At 49.9% G+C, this 16,304-nt stretch carries 21 protein-coding genes; 13 read left to right on the forward strand and 8 right to left on the reverse strand.

Annotation, left to right across the window (positions count from 1 at the left end; translation table 11 throughout):
* Positions 1 to 129 precede the first annotated feature (129 nt).
* The gene (locus L4174_RS22790; protein ID WP_248142968.1) at positions 130 to 1,035 is read right to left on the reverse strand and encodes a LysR substrate-binding domain-containing protein; all 906 of its coding nucleotides are present in this window, start codon (positions 1,033 to 1,035) and stop codon (positions 130 to 132) included.
* 461 nt (positions 1,036 to 1,496) lie between these two features.
* On the opposite strand from L4174_RS22790, the gene L4174_RS22795 reads away from it, so the two are divergent.
* The 8 genes from L4174_RS22795 (at position 1,497) to L4174_RS22830 (ending at position 5,895) form a co-directional block, all read left to right on the forward strand.
* On the forward strand, positions 1,497 to 1,883 hold the full coding sequence (locus tag L4174_RS22795) for a GFA family protein (protein WP_248143356.1): 387 nt from the start codon (positions 1,497 to 1,499) through the stop codon (positions 1,881 to 1,883).
* Positions 1,884 to 1,950: 67 nt separating this feature from the next.
* Positions 1,951 to 2,565, forward strand: coding sequence for an HD domain-containing protein (locus L4174_RS22800; protein ID WP_371929451.1), 615 nt, complete (start codon positions 1,951 to 1,953; stop codon positions 2,563 to 2,565).
* A gap of 9 nt (positions 2,566 to 2,574) precedes the next feature.
* Positions 2,575 to 3,030 (forward strand): GNAT family N-acetyltransferase, encoded by a 456-nt coding sequence (locus tag L4174_RS22805; RefSeq protein WP_248142966.1) that lies wholly within the window; start codon positions 2,575 to 2,577, stop codon positions 3,028 to 3,030.
* Between the two features lie 54 nt (positions 3,031 to 3,084).
* On the forward strand, positions 3,085 to 3,459 hold the full coding sequence (locus L4174_RS22810) for a nuclear transport factor 2 family protein (protein WP_248142965.1): 375 nt from the start codon (positions 3,085 to 3,087) through the stop codon (positions 3,457 to 3,459).
* Between the two features lie 11 nt (positions 3,460 to 3,470).
* Complete coding sequence (locus L4174_RS22815) at positions 3,471 to 4,388, forward strand: S9 family peptidase (RefSeq protein WP_248142964.1); 918 nt, start codon at positions 3,471 to 3,473, stop codon at positions 4,386 to 4,388.
* Between the two features lie 21 nt (positions 4,389 to 4,409).
* Positions 4,410 to 4,865: a GNAT family N-acetyltransferase gene (locus L4174_RS22820; RefSeq protein ID WP_248142963.1), complete on the forward strand. Its 456-nt coding sequence runs from the start codon at positions 4,410 to 4,412 to the stop codon at positions 4,863 to 4,865.
* A gap of 63 nt (positions 4,866 to 4,928) precedes the next feature.
* The gene (locus L4174_RS22825; RefSeq protein ID WP_248142962.1) at positions 4,929 to 5,438 is read left to right on the forward strand and encodes a DUF2867 domain-containing protein; all 510 of its coding nucleotides are present in this window, start codon (positions 4,929 to 4,931) and stop codon (positions 5,436 to 5,438) included.
* A 10-nt stretch (positions 5,439 to 5,448) separates the two neighbouring features.
* Positions 5,449 to 5,895 carry a GNAT family N-acetyltransferase gene (locus L4174_RS22830; RefSeq protein ID WP_248142961.1) on the forward strand — a complete coding sequence of 149 codons (447 nt, stop codon included), beginning with the start codon at positions 5,449 to 5,451 and terminating at the stop codon, positions 5,893 to 5,895.
* 79 nt (positions 5,896 to 5,974) lie between these two features.
* Here L4174_RS22830 and L4174_RS22835 read toward each other — a convergent pair whose 3' ends face one another.
* Positions 5,975 to 6,448 carry a peroxiredoxin gene (locus tag L4174_RS22835; protein ID WP_248142960.1) on the reverse strand — a complete coding sequence of 158 codons (474 nt, stop codon included), beginning with the start codon at positions 6,446 to 6,448 and terminating at the stop codon, positions 5,975 to 5,977.
* Positions 6,449 to 6,640: 192 nt separating this feature from the next.
* Here L4174_RS22835 and rimJ point away from each other — a divergent pair, with 192 nt between their 5' ends.
* The 5 genes from rimJ to L4174_RS22860 all read left to right on the forward strand — a co-directional run bounded on the left by rimJ (position 6,641) and on the right by L4174_RS22860 (position 10,098).
* The gene (gene rimJ / locus L4174_RS22840) at positions 6,641 to 7,180 is read left to right on the forward strand and encodes a ribosomal protein S5-alanine N-acetyltransferase (RefSeq protein WP_248142959.1); all 540 of its coding nucleotides are present in this window, start codon (positions 6,641 to 6,643) and stop codon (positions 7,178 to 7,180) included.
* A 56-nt stretch (positions 7,181 to 7,236) separates the two neighbouring features.
* A complete protein-coding gene (locus tag L4174_RS22845) occupies positions 7,237 to 7,680 on the forward strand; it encodes a GNAT family N-acetyltransferase (RefSeq protein ID WP_248142958.1) in 444 nt (147 codons plus the stop codon).
* 57 nt (positions 7,681 to 7,737) lie between these two features.
* Positions 7,738 to 8,193 carry a GNAT family N-acetyltransferase gene (locus tag L4174_RS22850; protein ID WP_248142957.1) on the forward strand — a complete coding sequence of 152 codons (456 nt, stop codon included), beginning with the start codon at positions 7,738 to 7,740 and terminating at the stop codon, positions 8,191 to 8,193.
* A 363-nt stretch (positions 8,194 to 8,556) separates the two neighbouring features.
* Positions 8,557 to 9,189 (forward strand): hypothetical protein, encoded by a 633-nt coding sequence (locus L4174_RS22855; RefSeq protein WP_248142956.1) that lies wholly within the window; start codon positions 8,557 to 8,559, stop codon positions 9,187 to 9,189.
* A 138-nt stretch (positions 9,190 to 9,327) separates the two neighbouring features.
* Complete coding sequence (locus tag L4174_RS22860; RefSeq protein ID WP_248142955.1) at positions 9,328 to 10,098, forward strand: hypothetical protein; 771 nt, start codon at positions 9,328 to 9,330, stop codon at positions 10,096 to 10,098.
* 77 nt (positions 10,099 to 10,175) lie between these two features.
* Here L4174_RS22860 and L4174_RS22865 read toward each other — a convergent pair whose 3' ends face one another.
* From L4174_RS22865 to L4174_RS22890, 6 genes are read right to left on the reverse strand one after another with little or no spacing between them, the layout of a single operon-like run.
* Positions 10,176 to 11,903, reverse strand: a complete 1,728-nt coding sequence (locus L4174_RS22865; RefSeq protein WP_248142954.1) for an ABC transporter substrate-binding protein — start codon at positions 11,901 to 11,903, stop codon at positions 10,176 to 10,178.
* Positions 11,904 to 11,925: 22 nt separating this feature from the next.
* Positions 11,926 to 12,198: a DUF2160 domain-containing protein gene (locus L4174_RS22870; protein WP_248142953.1), complete on the reverse strand. Its 273-nt coding sequence runs from the start codon at positions 12,196 to 12,198 to the stop codon at positions 11,926 to 11,928.
* A gap of 23 nt (positions 12,199 to 12,221) precedes the next feature.
* On the reverse strand, positions 12,222 to 13,022 hold the full coding sequence (locus tag L4174_RS22875; RefSeq protein WP_248142952.1) for a carbohydrate ABC transporter permease: 801 nt from the start codon (positions 13,020 to 13,022) through the stop codon (positions 12,222 to 12,224).
* Between the two features lie 39 nt (positions 13,023 to 13,061).
* Positions 13,062 to 13,931, reverse strand: a complete 870-nt coding sequence (locus L4174_RS22880) for a carbohydrate ABC transporter permease (protein WP_248142951.1) — start codon at positions 13,929 to 13,931, stop codon at positions 13,062 to 13,064.
* Entirely contained in the window at positions 13,921 to 15,057 is a 1,137-nt protein-coding gene (locus tag L4174_RS22885) for an ABC transporter ATP-binding protein (protein ID WP_248142950.1), read from the reverse strand. Before L4174_RS22885 ends, L4174_RS22880 begins: the two co-directional genes overlap by 11 nt.
* Positions 15,057 to 16,148 carry an ABC transporter ATP-binding protein gene (locus L4174_RS22890; protein WP_248142949.1) on the reverse strand — a complete coding sequence of 364 codons (1,092 nt, stop codon included), beginning with the start codon at positions 16,146 to 16,148 and terminating at the stop codon, positions 15,057 to 15,059. Before L4174_RS22890 ends, L4174_RS22885 begins: the two co-directional genes overlap by 1 nt.
* Positions 16,149 to 16,304: the final 156 nt, after the last annotated feature.

Below are 16,304 nucleotides of genomic sequence, written 5' to 3' on the forward strand. Positions count from 1 at the left end.
CAAGAATAATAACGAAAGGTCTGTACCTCGGTATCCCCGTGTCCTGAATGTGCCGGGGAAGAGGATTCACCTTCACCCTACACCCTCCCTGTTTCAGGGAGGGTTTTTTTATGCCTTCAGTATCTGGTTTTAATCTCTGCCCAGCAGTCCGTCAATCGGGCTCATTTTACTCATTGCACTCCAGATGGCTTCACAGGTTGCATGCAAGCGGGAGTGGTAACGGTAGACATATAAATCGAGCGGCACCGGTTCCCGTGCCGACAGAATTTGCAGACGCCCTGCAGCCAGCTCGTCTTTGATCGCATAGTCCGGCAGCCAGCTGATCCCTTTCCCCTGCATCACTAACGCTTTGATAAAGTCGGTCATGGAAGACGTACACACCGTATTCTGCGTCAGGACCCGGTTGGAGCGTTGTAAGGCGCGTCCCATGTAGCTTTCTGGGGTGTAATCCAGACAGGGAACGGCATCATTTTCAGCCGGATCAAACAGGGCTTTGCCATGTTCATCGACGGCAGAAACGCAGTACAGATAACTGCGGCCGAGGTGAATCGACCGGTAAGGCGCCACTTGGAGCCGGTCTTCATAAAACGAAAACAGGAAGTCACATTTTCCGTCAATCAGCAGTTTCACCGCTTCATCGACTTCATTGGCCACCACAGAAAGCTGGGTATTCAGCACCGGATTAAACAGGCAGGTATGTAATTTCGGTAACACACTGATGGCCATCGAATGGGATGAGCTGATCCGCACGGTATGGCGGCCCAGAAATGAGCTGCCGGACAGCCGGTTCACTTCATCATCCAGTTGCTGAAGGATCGACTGAGCCGTCGTTTTGAACTGTTTGCCATGCAGGGTGAGTTCAATCGGTGTTTTACCGCGATCAATCAGATTCAGACCCAGCTCAGCTTCCAGTGATTTGATCCGGCGGCTAAAAGCAGGCTGAGTGACGTTTCGTATGGCAGCTGCATGTGAAAAATTCCTGAGTTCCGCAAGGGTCAGGAAATCTTGCAACCATTTGGTTTCGATATTTTTCATTTAATCAAAGGCTGTTTTATCGAAGAGTAAAGGTCAGCAGACCTGGCTCAGAGCGAGCGATTTCCGGATAAGATTACCAAATCCCGCCCTTTTAATCCCATGCCACTTTGTAAAATAAATGCTTTGAATCAGCCAGCCACACCATTTTTGTTTGCCTGGAATGGGAAGGCAGATTCACTCGTCGGTCTGAAGCTGGATGCTTTTGGTCTCTGTCCTGCTGATTTCAGATTGTTGCGCAGCTTATTGCGTAATCGCACAGAATCAAATTTCCCATGATTTTTTGAGATGAAACAAAATGCATAAAAACGTAAGATGCATGTCATGCTAAGCGTTTGACTCACATGTTTGTGGGTTGGTCGGACAAAGACTGACAAAAACAGATAAAAACTAAAAGAGTCCCGGGACTGCAGGTTCTGCTCCGCTGGGTTTTCGTTTCAATTTACGGGGAGAGGGGCATGCCTGTGGAAATTAAGCCAGTTCACAAAGCGAGTTGTCATTGTGGTGCTGTCGTACTTGAACTGAAGATGCCGAATGGTCTGGAAGATCCGCGTCGTTGTTCCTGCTCAATGTGCCGGAAAAGAGGCGCGATTGCCGCTTCGGTACTGCTGGAAAATCTGACAATTGTCAAAGGGGAAGAGAACCTCTCGCTCTATCAGTTCAATACGATGACGGCGAAACATTACTTTTGTAAAACCTGCGGAATTTATACCCATCATCAGCGTCGCTCCAATCCCCACCAGTTCGCGATCAATGTGGCTTGCCTGGAAGGCGTGAATCCATATGAACTGGAGCCTGTCAAAATTTACGACGGGATTCACCACCCATCGGACCAAGAGTATGGGAACTGACGTGACCCTATCAGCAGCACAACTTCATGATTTTGAACGTCAGTTTCTGGCTTTCATTCAACGCGAAATGAAGCAGGATCTTGCCCATGACATGAATCATGTCAGCAGAGTTGTGCGTACCGCAAAAAGCCTGTGCCGGAAAGAACAGGCAATCGCAGAAGTTGTTGTGCCTGCTGCTTATCTGCATGACTGTTTTTCCTACGGGAAAGAACACCCGAAACGCCGAGAAAGTTCCAGCATTGCAGCGGGGAAAGCGGTTCATTTTCTGGAAGAAATCGGCTATCCGGTTCAGTACCTTAACGCCATTCACCACGCCATTGTTGCACACAGTTTCAGCGCCAATGTTCTGGCGCAAACACTGGAAGCTCAGATTGTGCAGGATGCCGATCGTTTGGATGCGCTCGGTGCAATTGGGATTGCACGCTGTGTTCAGGTCAGTTCCAGCTTAGGTCGTGCACTGTATGAGGCGGCAGACCCGTTTTGCGGTGCGCGGGAACCTGATGATGGCACTTATACCATCGACCATTTCTACCGCAAGCTTTTCAGGTTGTCTGCGCAGATGAATACGCCTTCAGGCCGGGAAGAAGCCACACGGCGAACACAATATATGCGGGATTTTTTGCAGCAGCTACAGGGCGAAATTGATAGCGAATTCGTTGTGCCGTCTGGCGAACACAAGTGAGGACAGTTGATGGAATTAAGGTTTAGAGAAGCCAGATCTGAAGATTTAGAACATCTGATCGGGATGCTGGCGGATGACATACTGGGCAGCCAGCGCGAAGACACCTCTGTACCACTGAACCCGGCGTATCTCTCTGCGTTTCAGGCGATTGAGTCGGATGCGAATAACAGTCTGGTTCTTGCCGAAAATGAAGGGCAGGTGATGGGTATGTTACAGCTGACCTATATTCCTTCGCTGACCTTGACGGGCAGCTGGCGTTGTCTGGTTGAGGGCGTGCGCATCCACTCGGCTTATCGCGGATTGGGATGTGGCGAAAAACTGTTTGAATACGCGATTGAAAGCGCGAAGCGCAAAGGATGCGCCATGATACAGCTCACCAGCGATAAATTACGGCCGGATGCAATCCGGTTTTATGAAAAACTGGGGTTTACGGCCAGTCATCAGGGAATGAAGATGAAACTGTAAATTCCCCGTCCGGATGAATCAGGAAAATACCTGAACGGAGCCAAAGGGAGACACATGAATAACATATTGCTCAATGAAGTCAGAAGCGCAGAAGAAAAATTAAAGCAAGCCATGCTTACCTCAGACACCGATGTCTTGACTGACTTACTCGCGGAAGATCTGATTTTTACCAACCATTTGGGACAGCGTTTAACCCGGGATGATGATCTGTCCGTGCATGCATCGGGCCAGCTGAATATTCAGTCAATTGAAGTGTCTGACGAGATGTTTTATCAGGTCGGTACTTTTACGATTGTGAATGTCAGAACCGATATTACCGGCACCTATGATGGTGAAGCGGCGAATGGACGCTTCAGGTTCACCCGGATCTGGCTGAAGAAAAACGGCAAGTTACAGGTCAAAGCAGCCCATTCCAGTTTGATTGTTTAACGGGAGTTCAAATGCGTCAGTTCTTGAGTTTCACCTTGTTGGGCATGCTCACTTTGTCTTCTGCCTTTTCCGGCCCGGCTGCCGGTGAAACGTTGCAGAGAGCTGACGGTTCGCCCATTACTTATTATCTGAAACAGACTGAGGGGGACAAGCTGCTGGTGCTTGTTCAGGGCTCAGACTGCAACAGCGTGTATCACAACGACAGGATCAATCGTCAGTTCAGTCAGGTCATTGATGATGCAGATATTCTTACGGTAGAAAAGTACGGCATTGATCAGCGGCTGGTCTGGCGCACGGACGCTGAGCGGGATGATTGTCCCGAACTTTATCTGAAACATGATTCCCCGCAGCAGCGCGTAAGTGATTATCGTCAGGTGATCAAGCAGTTGACCCAAAGCAAGCTGTACCGGCAAGTGATTGTACTTGGCGGCAGTGAAGGCGCGCTGGTAGCCCACCTGCTGGGGATTGACAATGAGCAGGTTGATGCGGTGGTGTCACTCAATGGCGGGGGGCGTTATTTCATTGATGATGTTCTCTATAACATGCGCTCTCAGATGCCGCCGGAAGCTTATCAGGAAGCGGAAGCCGGATTTCGGCAGTTTGCCCAGTCTGTGGTGCAGAATGAAGCTATGGATATCACCGTGAGCGGCCATGGTTTTCCGTGGTGGAAACAGATGCTGACCATCGATCAGCAATCTGTTCTGGCGAAAGTGACTGTGCCTTTGCTGCTGATTCAGGCCGGGCAGGATACCAATGTTGATCCTGCCTCTTTTACGGCCATGGTAAAGGCCTTGAAAGATACCCGGCCAAACCTTCAGCCGCGGAATTATGCCAGTCTGGATCACCGGTTTCAGGATCAGCAAGGGCACAGTCATACCGGGCAGGTGGTTCAGGACATCAGACTCTGGCTGGCGACCTTGCGTCAATAAAACAATGTTGATGGTTTAGACATGGAAATCGTGAAGTATTCAGCCGAGCATAAAGATGATTGTGTTCTGGCATTCAAGAGTAACCTGGACCAGTTTTTTGCCGCATCGGAACTGGATGAATTTATGGCGTTTCTGGATACCCAGGCACTGAATTCACCTTATTTTGTGTTGATGAAGGAAGGGCAGGTGATTGGCTGCGGCGGTGTCAGTGTTTATCAGGGCATCAGCTATTTATGCTGGGGGCTGGTGCACCGTGCACACCATCATTGCGGTCTGGGCGCCTTACTGACCGAATACCGGTTAGACTGGATCCGGTCTGAAAATTTATCCGACAGCGTCAAAATTGAAACTTCACAGCATACACAGGGTTTTTATGCCCGATACGGATTCGTAGTGACAAACGTGGTTCACAATGGTTTCGGAGAAGGCGTGGATCAGGTCACGATGGTGCTGGATTTATCTTCGGTTCACGCTTGAGTCCGGCCACGGAGAACGATTGAACTGATATTTGAAATTCATTTCACGAAAAGGAGATTCATCATGACGCTTCCTGCACAATCCGGCATGCATACACTGCTAAAAGACGCTTATTTCTTTGACAGTCATTCGACCACAATCCCTTATCGTAACCAGTCTGCGCTTGATGTTTATTTTGTGCTCGTCAAAGAGACACCTTCCTGGGTGAATCGATTAATGGCGTTACGCAATTATATTGTTGGCTTTCTGGGATTGAAAAATCTGGGTCACATGGCAGATATCGATGCCGCTAAACCGAATGCAGAGTACCGGGCCGGAGACAAAGTAGGCATTTTTTCAATTTATTCGGTTTCCGACCAGGAGATTATTTTAGAAGACCGGGATAAGCACCTGGATGTCAGAGTCTCTTTTTTTGTTGAGCCTGCTGGTGAAACAGCAACTGTTCATGCCAGTACTGTCGTTCAGGTGAAAAACTGGCTTGGTAAACTGTACATGTTTTTTGTTGCGCCAGTCCATCAAGTGATTGTGCCGACGTCCCTTAAAAAACTGCAACGCGCAGAAAATCAGCTGTAAAGAGAACTGCATGAACGTACATTTATTAGAAACGTCTGAATTCGAGAAGTCCCCTGATTTACCGGCCGTCTTGGATGTGTTGCTGCAACTCCGGCCTCAATACGACCGGACATCGCTGCTGGGTCAAATTCAAACACAGCTGGCACAGGGCTATCAGATCGTTTACGTGAAATCCGGCGTTCAGGTACTGGGTGTGGCGGGCTTTGTTGTCACTGAAAAACTGGCCTGGGGCAAGGCGATTTATGTGGATGATTTGGTCACGGATCAGCATCACCGCAGTCAGGGGGTAGGCGACTGCCTTATTCAATGGCTGAAAGATTATGGTCAGATGCAGGGATGCGGACAATTGCATCTCGACTCTGGCGTTCAGCGATTTGCCGCGCACCGGTTTTATCTGCGTCAAGGCTTCAACATTGCCAGCCATCATTTTTCGATCACCGATCTTGAGGGTGAATGATAGTACAGGTCAGGGGGAAAAAGCTCACTGCAAAAAAACGGAAGATTGCTCTTCCGTTTTTGAATGCAGCCGGTTTGAATTACAGGAGCTCGAGCAGTTTTTCTGCCTTGCTGACTTCAAATTCTTTCGGCGCTTCAATATTCAGTCGGGTCACCACACCATCGTCGAGCAGCATGGCGTAACGTTGTGAACGAATGCCACCAAATTTCTCGGTGTCCATTTCCAGGCCCAGCGCTTTGGTGAAACTGCCGTCACCGTCGGCCAGCATCATGATTTCAGATGCATTTTGTGCTTCGCCCCAGGCTTGCATCACAAAAGCATCGTTCACAGAAACACAGGCAATCAGATCAACGCCTTTGGCTTTCAACTGGTCGGCATGGACCACATAACCTGGCAGGTGAGACTCAGAACAAGTCGGTGTAAATGCGCCCGGTACGGCAAATAAAATGACTTTTTTGCCGGCGAACAGCTCGGTGACGTCATGATTGACCATGCCGTCTTTGGTCAGTTCACTGAGTGTAGCATTCGGGAGTTTCTGGCCTTGCTGGATCATGTTTGATTTCCTTTCTTCATCATCAATGAGATTCAATTCAGTCTAGTCTGATTTCACCGTAAGAAACACAGAAAAAAGATAGGGTTATCCATTTTTAACCTGATGAAACCCGCTTGATATGCACTGGCGCTCTATTATACTGATGCCTTCCCATATCCCTTGCGGGACACTTCGACAATTCATGGAAAGAATATGTTAGCCACCCCAAGAACCCGATTAGAAATCTTACCGGCTGATGACGCAGGATTGTTGCTGGCTTATTACCGGGAGAATCAGGCCCATTTAGCGCCATGGGAACCGATTCGGGACGAAAATTACCTGACCTTACCGAACTGGCAGACGCAGTTATCGAATGCGCAAGCGGCCTTTGACGCGGGCAGCGAATACCGTTTTGTTGCGCTAAATCCAGCGCGAACCGAAGTCGTGGGTGTTTGCAATTTTACCGGGGTGGCAAGAGGGCCGTTTCAGGCGTGCTATCTGGGTTATTCGATTGCGAAAAAGTATGAAGGGCAGGGATTCATGCAGGAAATTCTGGAAGCTGCCATGCGATATATGATCAATGACGTGGAGCTGAACCGGATTATGGCTAATTACATGCCTGCCAATGAACGCAGTGCACATGTTTTAGAAAAACTGGGATTTGAAAAAGAAGGTTACGCCAGACGATATCTGAAAATTGCCGGGCAATGGGAAGATCATGTCTTGACAGCCAGAGTCAGAGCATATCAGTAAATACTTGCTTTCATCTGAAAACAGACAGAATGAGTGGTTCTTTCAAGGAGGAGAACATGCAGGATTATGAAATCAGTACCGACCAATCCCGACTGGACTTTAGGGTTATACACGGTTTTCTGGCCAACAGCTATTGGGCAAAAAATATTCCGGAAACCGTGATGAAAAAAGCCATCGAACATTCCCTCTGTTTCGGGATTTATCAGGCCACTGGGGAACAGGTCGGTTTTGCCCGGATGATCACGGATAAAGCAACTTTTGCTTACTTAGCGGATGTGTTTATCAGTGATGCACACCGGGGCAAGGGGCTGAGCAAAAAGCTCATGGATGACATCGTTCGTCATCCGGATTTACAGGGGCTCAGACGGATGGTGTTAGCAACTCGCGACGCGCACGGTCTTTATGCGCAGTACGGATTCCGGCCAATTCAGCATCCGGAAAGTTTTATGGAAATCTGGCAGCCAGATGTGTATCAGGCTGCGGTGCCTGAATCCGTGTGATGCATGGTGGCGGTATGTGCTGAGCCGTACACATTAGCGATTTGGGATGAGGAAAATATGGATATTCACTTGAGAGCGGTGTCAGAAGATGAATTTGACTCACTCTTTTCTGTCGTAAAACAAAGTCTGTATGTTTATGTTGATTCAGTGTTTGGCTGGGATGATGATTTTCAGCGCCATCGCTTGAAAACGGACTATAAGCCAGATTGGTTTTACTGGATTGAACTTGCTTCTGAACGCGTTGGCTTATTCTGTTTTAAGCCGTACAAATGTGCCTACCATATCCACTTGCTGATTGTGCTGCCCGAATTTCAAAATCAGCAAATTGGTACAGTGATAATGCATGATCTTCATCATCGGGCTTATCGTGAAAACCGAAGCCGTGTGACATTATCCAGTTTTGCCTGTAATACAAATGCAATCCGTTTTTACCAATCATTAGGTTATCAGGTCGAAGCACGCGATGAGCATTTCTTCTCTTTGGCATTGAGGCTTGCTGATTTTCAGGTTTAAACAAAATACCGTGTATATAGCGCCCCTATGGCTACAAGGTTGTGGGTATATGATGGGATGTGTAGGGTGCTGCCATCCCCGTTCCCACCTGCTATTCCCATGAAGGTAGGGTTCGAAGTCAGCGCCTTCGTTCTACAGAAAAATCAGGTGGCCTGGTTGCAGCCTGATTTTTTATCCTTTCCTCAACTGCACACCTCACATGCATCCTGGTATCTATTCGTAATATTGAATGGGATGCATATTTTTTATTGTTGTAATTCAAAAGGTCGCTTTATTTGTTCGTTGGAAAATCCCATTTTCCTTTGAATCATTCCTTCAATGCTTGAGAGGAATGCCAGCGTTTAATTTCAGGAGAAACAGCGGATGGATTGGTTTCGACGCAGTGTTGTAATGCTTTTAATTGTCTCCCTGACAGGATGCAGTGGCCCACTCAGAACGGCGCTTTGGAAAGAACCTTATTACGATGAAACTATTTCAGGGTTTTATCTGAATCCGAAAGAAGGTGTTCTGCTGATTTCAGGGGAAAAATACAGCTATATCATTCAATGCGAAAGCTTACTTTGTGATTATGCGCAAGCGAGCCGTCAGTTGGAAATGAAGACCTCATTTTGGGATTTAACGCTCAATCCGGAAGGTAGGGTTCAAGGTCGGGTCATTTTTGCACCTGATATCGATCTCTCCCGACCCATAGATCCTGTTTTGGAAAAAAAATACATGGATATGGACCTGCTTTGGAAGCATAAGGGCAATTTACTGAAGGACAGTAAAGATTTTTTGTTTACAGCAAAACGATATGAAGTGGAAGGGCAATTGCCATTTCAAGTGTTGGAAAATCCGCTGAATATAAAAATCAAGACATTTGACACCAATTTAGAAAAAGTCGGTAAGATGGTTGTGACTCCTGCTGCGATTGTTTTAGATGGCGTCTATTTCGTCTCACTGACTTCTTTGTTCCTTGTCTTAATTGCGACTGGAAGTAACTTTAGTGTGCTTTAAGACCTTATTTTTCTGGGTATCAATCGCGAAGTGCGTTTTACATTATTTCTACTCACCCAGCCATACGTGAGCATGACAGGGTGAATTTAAGTTCGAGTGAATGTATCACTTTAAGTCACTTGACTGAGGAAAATCACCATGACATTAAAAAAGATTCCCAATGATCATCGCGATGCCGTGGAAGTCTGTCTTACTTATGTGGCTGAAAATGTCACCTCGTTTGATGATATCCTCACGTATCGACAGCAACTTCAGGAAACATATAAAGATCACACCATCTTGATTACCCTGGATGACTACCATCAAGCGCGCTACACATCTATGCATCGGACAATTTTATCTGATTTAGATGATTATGAAGCGCTGGCGGAGCCGTTTGGTGTCCAGTCCGATGAAGATTATGAAAATCTGTCCATTGATTTGAAATTTAAAATTCGGGAATTTAACTTCAAGAAAGCGTTTGTTCCAGAACACGTTGAATTTGAATCGTACAGGTTGGAATATGAACAATATGAGTTATTCAAGCAAGCGAATCTCAATCCAATTGAGGTTTTAGATAAAGATATTTACTTTATTGTTGTGCCGGTTGATCACAGTCCTTTGGCTTTAACAGCTTTGCCAAACGGGTATTTTGGCTGTGATATGGAGCCGAATGACATTTATGAAATGTCTGAGTATTTGCGTAAGACCTATGGCTTCGAGTTTTACGGGATTGGCGCATCGTTGCTCTGTTATCAAAAAACTAAGCTGTTGAGTCACACCGAAGTAAATCATTTCATTGATCATTTCTTCACCATCACAAGCATGGAAGATGATGCAATTGAATACACGGAAGATCCCGATATCAGACAAGAGCTGCAAGATATCATTGAGAGCCGTGATTACTTGTTTCTGATTTACACAGAATAAAGGCTGGGATTGATTCCACAGTCATGACTTCAACATCAAGGGAGGCAATCGCCTCCCTTGTCTTTTACATCCCTTTTTTACTGCTGCCAGGATTTCAGCAGTTCTGCATATTGTATGGTGACGCCTTTGGGCTTCTCGTTTGCCAGTTTAGCTTTGGGTGCGCCGGGTTGTGAGAGCCAGTACTCCGCATCTCTTGGCTTGTTGAGTTTCGGACCGCACTCACCCTGGACATTGGCCCGCTCCAGCCGTTGCAGGACGCGATCCTGCGCTTTTGCCAGACCGTCCAGTGCCTGCTGAGGCGTTTTCTCTCCGTTGGCGGCTTCTGCAATATACTGCCACCAGAGTTGCGCCAGTTTCGGATAATCCGGGACGTTGGTGCCGGTGGGGGTCCACTGAACCCGGGCCGGGCTGCGGTAGAATTCGACCAGCCCCCCCAGCTTCGGTGCTGCCTGCGTCATGATGTCGGTGTTGATATCCGATTCACGAATCGGCGTCAGGCCGACCAGGGTTTTCTTCAGCGACACAGTTTTCGACACCGTGAACTGCGCATACAGCCAGGCGGCTTTGCGGCGCATGGGATCGGTGGATTTCATCAGTGTCCAGGAACCGGCATCCTGATAGCCCAGTTTCATGCCTTCTTCCCAGTACGGGCCTTTGGGAGACGGTGCCATCCGCCATTTTGGCGTACCGTCCGGGTTTACCACGGGCAGCCCCGGTTTGGTCATATCGGCAGTGAAAGCGGTATACCAGAAAATTTGCTGAGCGATATTCCCCTGCGCCGGGACCGGACCTGCTTCAGAGAAGGTCATGCCCTGTGCCTCCGGTGGCGCGTACTTACGCAGCCAATCGACGTATTTGGTGGTCGCGTAAACGGCTGCCGGACCGTTGGTGGCTCCGCCCCGTTCAACGCTGGAACCGACCGGACGACAGCCATCGACGCGAATGCCCCATTCATCGACAGGTTTGCCGTTTGGCAGTCCTTTATCACCGGCACCAGCCATTGAGAACCAGGCATCGGTAAATCGCCAGCCTAATGACGGATCTTTCTTACCGTAATCCATATGGCCGTATACGCGCTGGCCGTCGATTGTTTTCACATGATCCGTAAAGAATTCCGCGATGTCTTCGTAGGCGGACCAGTTGACCGGTACACCCAGCTCATAACCGTAAAGGTCTTGAAACTGTTTCTGCAAATCTTTGCGTTCAAACCAGTCGGCCCGGAACCAGTACAGGTTGGCAAATTGCTGGTCGGGCAGCTGGTAAACTTTGCCGTCCGGGCCTGTGGTGAAACTCAGGCCGATGAAGTCTTTCAGATCCAGGGTCGGCAGGGTGACGTCTTTCCCTTCACCGGTGATGTAATCGCTGATGGGGATGACCTTACCGTAGCGGAAGTGGGTCCCGATCAGATCGGAATCGTTGATGTAGGCATCATAAATACTGCGGTTGGACTGCATCTCGGTTTGCAGTTTTTCCACCACATCCCCTTCCTGGATCAGGTCATGGGTGACTTTGATGCCGGTGATTTCCTCGAAGGCTTTGGTCAGCACTTTCGACTCATATTCGTGGGTGGTGATGGTTTCCGAGACGACTTTGATTGCCATGCCCCGAAACGGTTTGGCCGCTTCGGTAAACCAGGCCAGCTCTTTCATTTGCTCGTCCTGACTGAGCGACGATTGCGCAAATTCATCGTTGACCCATTTCTTTGCTGCATCGCTGTACTGGTCTGCCCAGGCTGCCGGGGACAGCAGCAGGGTCACGATCAGTCCAAGCGTGGTGGGTTTCGGTACAGGGTGTTTCCGGTTCATGATTGAACTCCTTTGTTTTGTCTTAACCCCAACGAAGCACAATCGCGAGCCACAGCACGGATAGCGTAAACGGTATCCAGATAGACAGGTCGGTTATGCCAATGAAGAGCAGGTGGATATAGGCACTGCTGAGCAGGCCGATGAACAGGCGATCGCCCCGGGTGGTGCTGATCGGCAGAAAGCCTTTCCGTTCGGTACAGGGCCGGAGGATCTCGAAGAGGGTCATCGTCAGCAAAATGCCGGCGATGGAAATAAAAAACAGTGCACTGGGCAGTGTCCAGGCCATCCACTTCATGGTTCTCTCCTTCTTGACGTCTGTTATACCCGACCCAATGCAAAGCCTTTGGCGACATGATTTCGCACAAACCAGATCACCAGCAGTCCGGGAAGAATGGTCAGTACTCCGGCCGCCGCCAGCACGCCCCAGTCTATGCCGGATGCACTGACGGTCCGGGTCATGGTGGCGACAATGGGCTTGGCGTTCACTGAGGTCAGGGTCCGGGCCAGCAACAGCTCGACCCAGCTGAACATGAAACAGAAAAAGGCAGTCACGCCAATGCCGGAACGGATCATCGGCAGAAAGATCCGGACAAAAAAGCGCGGAAAGCTGTAGCCGTCGATGTAGGCGGTTTCATCAATTTCTTTGGGCACGCCAGACATGAAGCCTTCCAGAATCCATACCGCCAGCGGAACGTTGAACAGGCAGTGTGCGAGTGCGACGGCGATATGGGTGTCAAACAGGCCGACAGAAGAATAGAGCTGGAAAAAAGGCAGCAGGAATACTGCCGGCGGAGACATCCGGTTGGTGAGCAGCCAGAAAAACATGTGTTTGTCGCCAATAAAGCGGTAGCGCGAAAAAGCATAAGCGGCTGGCAGCGCGACCAGCAAGGAAATCACCGTATTCATTGAGACGTAAGTCAGCGAGTTAAGATAGCCGCTGTACCAGGACGGATCGGTGAAGATCACGGCATAATTCGCAAAGGTAAAATCCTGCGGCCAGAATGACAGCCCGCCGAGGATCTCCTCATTGGTCTTGAACGACATCATGAGCAGCCAGTAAATCGGCAGCAACAGAAAAAGGATATAGAGCAGCAATCCGACAGTTTTCCGGGTTTGCATCTTATTTCTCCCTATTCAACTTAGTTCTCCTGATCCATCTTATTTATCCTTATCTATCAGGGTCATGGAGGTGTAGAACAGCCAGCACACCAGCAGGATGATCAGGAAATAAATGATGGAGAACGCTGCGGCCGGACCAATATCGAACTGACCGACCGCCATTTTGGTCAGCGCCTGAGAGAGGAACGTGGTTGCGTTACCGGGGCCGCCCCCGGTCAGCACAAAGGGCTCGGTATAGATCATGAAGCTGTCCATAAAGCGCAGCAGCACGCCGATCAGCAGGACGTTTTTCAGCTTTGGTAACTGGATATAGCGAAAAACGGCCCAGTTGGAGGCCCGGTCAATTTTGGCGGCCTGATAATAAACGTCGGGAATGGCGCGTAAGCCGGAATAACAGAGCAGGGCAACCAGAGAGGTCCAGTGCCAGACATCCATCACCAGCACCGTGACCCAGGCATCGACCGGATTCGAGGCGTAGTTGTAATCCACGCCCAGCGTATTGAGGAGCCAGCCCAGCAGCCCGATATCTGCACGGCCAAAAATTTGCCAGATTGTTCCCACCACATTCCAGGGAATCAGTAATGGTATCGCGAGCACGATGAGTACCAGCGAGGCTCTCATGCCGCGGCTGGGCATGGTCAGGGCCACCAGAATCCCCAGCGGAATTTCAATCAGCAGGACACAGGCAGAATAGATGAACTGGCGCAGCAGGGAATCATGCAGCCGGGAATCATTGAGGATTTCTTTGTACCATTCGGTGCCGACGAAATAAGCGGTGTTCTGATCGAAAATATCCTGAATGGAGTAGTTCACCACCGTCATCAGGGGCACGATGGCGGAAAAGGCCACCAGCAGAAAGACCGGGACAACCAGCCACCACGCTTTGTTGTTTTCAGTTTTATGCTGCATCGTCGCCTCCGGCATTGTTATTGCCACGACTCTCTCCCACCAGATATTCATCAGCGTAGAGTTTCAGCCACTGGCCGGGAAAACTGACCCAGGCCTCGCGGTCCGGCACCGGCGTTCCTTCCGCCAGACGGATTTTGAGCGGGGTCTCTGCCAGCAGTACAGTGACGATTTTATAGGTGCCGAGATCTTCGGTATGGGTCACGGTCACGGGAAAACTGTCTTCGCGTTGTGTGGCCCAAAGCTGCACAAACTCAGGACGAATCCCCAACTGAAGCTGAGTCGACTGCGTCTGATTCAGCGCCGCCTGCTGACTGGCCGAAACGGGGATCTTCAGCCCTTTGAAATTGAGATGTTCGCGAGACGGGTCCCGCTCAACCGCCAGCAGGTTCATGCCGGGACTGCCAATGAAATAGCCGACAAAGGTATGGTTCGGACGCTCGAACAGCTCTCGCGGTGTGCCGAACTGGACAATATTGCCGTCGTACATTACGGCGATTTTGTCTGCAAAGGTGGCGGCTTCCAGCTGATCATGGGTGACGTAAACCATGGTGAGATTGAACTGCTCATGAATTTGTTTGAGCTTTCGGCGCAGCTTCCATTTCAGCTGCGGGTCGATGACCGTCAGGGGTTCATCAAACAAAATGGCGGAGACATCATCCCGGACCAGCCCGCGGCCCATGGACACCTTTTGTTTCTCATCGGCATTGAGGTTGCGTGCCTTCTTATTCAGCACAGGTGTCAGCTCAAGAATCTCGGCAATTTCTTTCACTTTGCTGCGGATTTTGGCTTCCGGCGTTTTCATGTTGCGCAGCGGAAAGGCGAGGTTGTCGAATACCGTCATGGTGTCGTAGATCACCGGAAACTGGAATACCTGGGCGATGTTACGCTCCTGCGGGGCCAGTTCGTTGACGACTTCGCCATTGAATTTCACTGAACCTTCAGAAGGGGTCAGCAGGCCGGAAATAATGTTCAGCATGGTACTTTTGCCGCAACCGGACGGGCCGAGCAGCGCATACGCGCCCCCGTCTTCCCAGACATGATCCATCCGCCGGATCGCGTAGTCACTGTCGCGGGTGGGATGGGGGGTATAGCTGTGTGCCAGCGACTCAAGACGGATTTCAGCCATCAGCGGATCTCCCAGCCGGAGCGGGCAGCCTGAATCAGCTGCTTGTCCTGTGAAAAAACATAGAGTTTGTGGGTGGGGACATAGACATTGATCCGGGTATCCACGGTGTATTCATGAACGCCCGGTAAGTGCAGCACCAGGGTCAGTTCACGGTTGGAAACGTGCAGAAAGGTTTCGCTGCCACTGATTTCTGCCAGCTCAACATCCACGGCCAGTTCCAGATCATCATCGCGGTTCGGCACTAGCGTCAGGTGGTTGGGGCGAATGCCGAATACATAGTCTCCCGGGGGCAGATCGCCCAGATCGTTATTCAGCGCAAAATGGATATGATCCGAGAATGACACCGTGTGCTGGCTGACTTTGCCTGCTATCAGGTTAATCGGCGGCTCGCCAAACAGCTCAGCGCAGGCCACGGTGGCCGGGTTGTGATAGACCACCGGGGTCTGACCGGACTGGATAATCTCCCCTTTATGCATCAGCACCACATTGCCTCCCAGCGCCAGCGCTTCATTCGGTTCTGTGGTGGCGTAGACGGCAATGGTGTTGCGGGCCGAAAACAGTGCGCGCATTTCCTGCCGTAATTCTTCCCGCAGCTTGTAATCAAGGTTCACTAAAGGTTCGTCGAACAGAATGATATCTGCATTTTTGACCAGTGCCCGGGCCATGGCGGTGCGCTGCTGCTGTCCGCCGGAAAGCTCAAGCGGGTAACGTTTCAGATATTCTTCAATGTGCAGCATCCGGGCCGTCTGCATGACCCGTTCATCGATTTGTGCCTTGGGTAATTTTTCCAGTTTCAGGGGGGAGGCGATGTTGTCGTAGACCGTCATATTGGGGTAGTTGATGAATTGCTGATATACCATCGAGATATTGCGTTCCCGCACGGGAATACCAGTCACATCCTGACCGTTGAAGTAAATTCTCCCCTGACTGGGTCGGTCCAGCCCGGCCATCAGACGCATCAGGCTGGTTTTGCCCGCCAGCGTTCTGCCCAGCAGCACATTGAAAGAACCCGGTTCCAGCTCCAGGCTGGCATTTTTGATCCAGTACTCGCCATCGACTTTCCGGGAAATGTTCTCCAGTTTCAGCGACATCTTGCTGCGGGCTCCGTGATTCATCCTGCACAGCAACAAGCGAAAAATGTGCCACAATTATTTAACAATTGATCCGGGCGTTATCTGCCTGATTTTTCATGAACTTCATTTCTTCCCTGATTGATGCGGGCCAGACAGACCCGGTTTAGCGGTGTT

The organism is Photobacterium sp. CCB-ST2H9 (genome assembly GCF_023151555.2).
In the GTDB taxonomy this organism is placed as follows: Bacteria; Pseudomonadota; Gammaproteobacteria; order Enterobacterales; family Vibrionaceae; genus Photobacterium.

Bases quoted from the DNA above. Each gene is read 5' to 3' on its own strand.
- L4174_RS22790 (WP_248142968.1), bottom strand. From the start codon at position 1,035: ATGAAAAATATCGAAACCAAATGGTTGCAAGATTTCCTGACCCTTGCG.
- L4174_RS22800 (WP_371929451.1), top strand. From the start codon at position 1,951: ATGAAGCAGGATCTTGCCCATGACATGAATCATGTCAGCAGAGTTGTG.
- L4174_RS22805 (WP_248142966.1), top strand. From the start codon at position 2,575: ATGGAATTAAGGTTTAGAGAAGCCAGATCTGAAGATTTAGAACATCTG.
- L4174_RS22810 (WP_248142965.1), top strand. From the start codon at position 3,085: ATGAATAACATATTGCTCAATGAAGTCAGAAGCGCAGAAGAAAAATTA.
- L4174_RS22815 (WP_248142964.1), top strand. From the start codon at position 3,471: ATGCGTCAGTTCTTGAGTTTCACCTTGTTGGGCATGCTCACTTTGTCT.
- L4174_RS22820 (WP_248142963.1), top strand. From the start codon at position 4,410: ATGGAAATCGTGAAGTATTCAGCCGAGCATAAAGATGATTGTGTTCTG.
- L4174_RS22825 (WP_248142962.1), top strand. From the start codon at position 4,929: ATGACGCTTCCTGCACAATCCGGCATGCATACACTGCTAAAAGACGCT.
- L4174_RS22830 (WP_248142961.1), top strand. From the start codon at position 5,449: ATGAACGTACATTTATTAGAAACGTCTGAATTCGAGAAGTCCCCTGAT.
- L4174_RS22835 (WP_248142960.1), bottom strand. From the start codon at position 6,448: ATGATCCAGCAAGGCCAGAAACTCCCGAATGCTACACTCAGTGAACTG.
- rimJ (WP_248142959.1), top strand. From the start codon at position 6,641: ATGTTAGCCACCCCAAGAACCCGATTAGAAATCTTACCGGCTGATGAC.
- L4174_RS22845 (WP_248142958.1), top strand. From the start codon at position 7,237: ATGCAGGATTATGAAATCAGTACCGACCAATCCCGACTGGACTTTAGG.
- L4174_RS22850 (WP_248142957.1), top strand. From the start codon at position 7,738: ATGGATATTCACTTGAGAGCGGTGTCAGAAGATGAATTTGACTCACTC.
- L4174_RS22855 (WP_248142956.1), top strand. From the start codon at position 8,557: ATGGATTGGTTTCGACGCAGTGTTGTAATGCTTTTAATTGTCTCCCTG.
- L4174_RS22860 (WP_248142955.1), top strand. From the start codon at position 9,328: ATGACATTAAAAAAGATTCCCAATGATCATCGCGATGCCGTGGAAGTC.
- L4174_RS22865 (WP_248142954.1), bottom strand. From the start codon at position 11,903: ATGAACCGGAAACACCCTGTACCGAAACCCACCACGCTTGGACTGATC.
- L4174_RS22870 (WP_248142953.1), bottom strand. From the start codon at position 12,198: ATGAAGTGGATGGCCTGGACACTGCCCAGTGCACTGTTTTTTATTTCC.
- L4174_RS22875 (WP_248142952.1), bottom strand. From the start codon at position 13,022: ATGCAAACCCGGAAAACTGTCGGATTGCTGCTCTATATCCTTTTTCTG.
- L4174_RS22880 (WP_248142951.1), bottom strand. From the start codon at position 13,931: ATGCAGCATAAAACTGAAAACAACAAAGCGTGGTGGCTGGTTGTCCCG.
- L4174_RS22885 (WP_248142950.1), bottom strand. From the start codon at position 15,057: ATGGCTGAAATCCGTCTTGAGTCGCTGGCACACAGCTATACCCCCCAT.
- L4174_RS22890 (WP_248142949.1), bottom strand. From the start codon at position 16,148: ATGTCGCTGAAACTGGAGAACATTTCCCGGAAAGTCGATGGCGAGTAC.